General features: G+C 41.5%; 1 protein-coding gene and 1 pseudogene. Both read left to right on the top strand.

Translation table 11 applies throughout. The features are described from left to right. The first annotated feature begins 136 nt into the window (after window positions 1–136). Entirely contained in the window at window positions 137–382 is a 246-nt protein-coding gene (locus QUA78_RS32545; protein WP_445302430.1) for an ISAzo13-like element transposase-related protein, read from the top strand. An 82-nt stretch (window positions 383–464) separates the two neighbouring features. Next, window positions 465–1,241, top strand: a pseudogene (locus QUA78_RS32540) (IS1 family transposase). Window positions 1,242–1,531: the final 290 nt, after the last annotated feature.

Below are 1,531 nucleotides of genomic sequence, written 5' to 3'. Positions count from 1 at the left end.
AAAAATGGATGAAACGACTATCGATAATTTAAGAATCAGAAAAAAAGGAGGAGGAAGAAAAAGTATTTTATCTACGAAAGTCGGCCTTGATGAAGCTTTTTTAGAAGTCTGAAAATTTCCGACAGCGGGAGACCCAATGAATGAGTTAATTAAATGGACTAATTTGACGCATAAAGAAATAGCTTTGGGACTGAGGTCTGCCGGATTTATTGTCAGTCTTCCCCTAGTAAGTAAACTCTTAAAAAAGCATGGATATGTCAAGCGAAAAGCACAAAAAAAGCAAACAATAGGAATTAATAAAAATCGTAATTCTAAATTTGAAAATATTGCTATGCTCGACACACAGTATAGAGAAGCAGGCAATCCCATCCAACCGTTTTGATACCAAAAAGAAAGAAGTTTGGTAGTGCTTTTATGTAAAGGATAGAGGATAATAGCTCTATGCCAATCTTTTGAGGAGTCTCATGATGAAAGCCTATCTGATTTGTCCCACTTGTGGTTTTGACGATGTGATGAAAAATGGTATGACTCGTCGCGGAAAACTTTCACCATAAATGTCGTGACTGTGGTCGCCAGGAAAGTCGAAAATCCTAAGTGGCAACCCAAAAACACCGACACCGGGCGCAAAAATTGAGTTGCTTCTCCTTGAACGGATTTCTCTTGCTGGCATTGCCCGAGTCATGGGTGTTTCCTCTCTTCTGGCTTCTTGCATTATGTAAACCACTTGTACACTGCCGTAGAAACCAAGGCTACAGTTATCCCAAAAGAAGTCGGAAAACACACCGTCCAAATGGATGAAATATGGTATGAAAGTAGACAACAAAGGGAATAAACAATGGGTTTGGTTAGCGATGGATGCCAAGACTCGGGAAGTTCACGGATGTCATATTGGAGACCGTTCCTTAAAGTCGGCTCTTGCATTATGGGATTCCCTACCGAGTGTCTATCGCCTGCAGTGCCAAGATTTATACCGATCATTGGGAGGCATATGCTGCGGTTTTACCGACATTCACGGCATCAGCCTGTGGGGAAAGAAAGCGGATTGACGAGTTACATTGAACGATTAAATAATACTCTCAGGCAGCGAATTTCGCGATTAGTCAGGAAGACATTATCGTTTTCTAAGAAGTTGGAGAATCATGGCTGGTGCTATTTGGAATTTTATTCATGACTACAATCACCAAATCCGATTAGCAATGCTGAATACTCAACCGCCTCAATTTTCTCCATCCTTTACATAGGGCTTGCTGAAGAAGAGCGAAAAGCAGACAAGATAGGGAGTTGAGGGTGAAAGAAACCTGTGGAGGTGCCCTGTTATGGTGTAAAATGACCGAGAAACCTTGCATCACCATCAGGGAGTAGGTGACAGACCATGTACCGACCCGCCTCCAAAGCGACCCCACAGCAGGGCAAGTTTAAGCTTCCGTTTCAGGGAAAATTATGGCTCTTCCGTACTTACCGCTGCTCATTTTTTAGGAAAATGCCAAAAAAGTAATGCCCGTATTTCAAAATTTATTAAATTTATTAAACC

It is taken from the genome of Microcoleus sp. K4-B3 (assembly GCF_036704615.1).
Classification (GTDB): Bacteria; Cyanobacteriota; Cyanobacteriia; order Cyanobacteriales; family Microcoleaceae; genus Microcoleus.
Note: the sequence above shows the minus strand (reverse complement) of the source record. Positions and strands in the feature narration are given on the sequence as shown.

What these genes read in the sequence shown, in the direction of transcription:
- QUA78_RS32545 (WP_445302430.1), top strand. Translation starts at nt 137, where the DNA reads ATGAATGAGTTAATTAAATGGACTAATTTGACGCATAAAGAAATAGCT.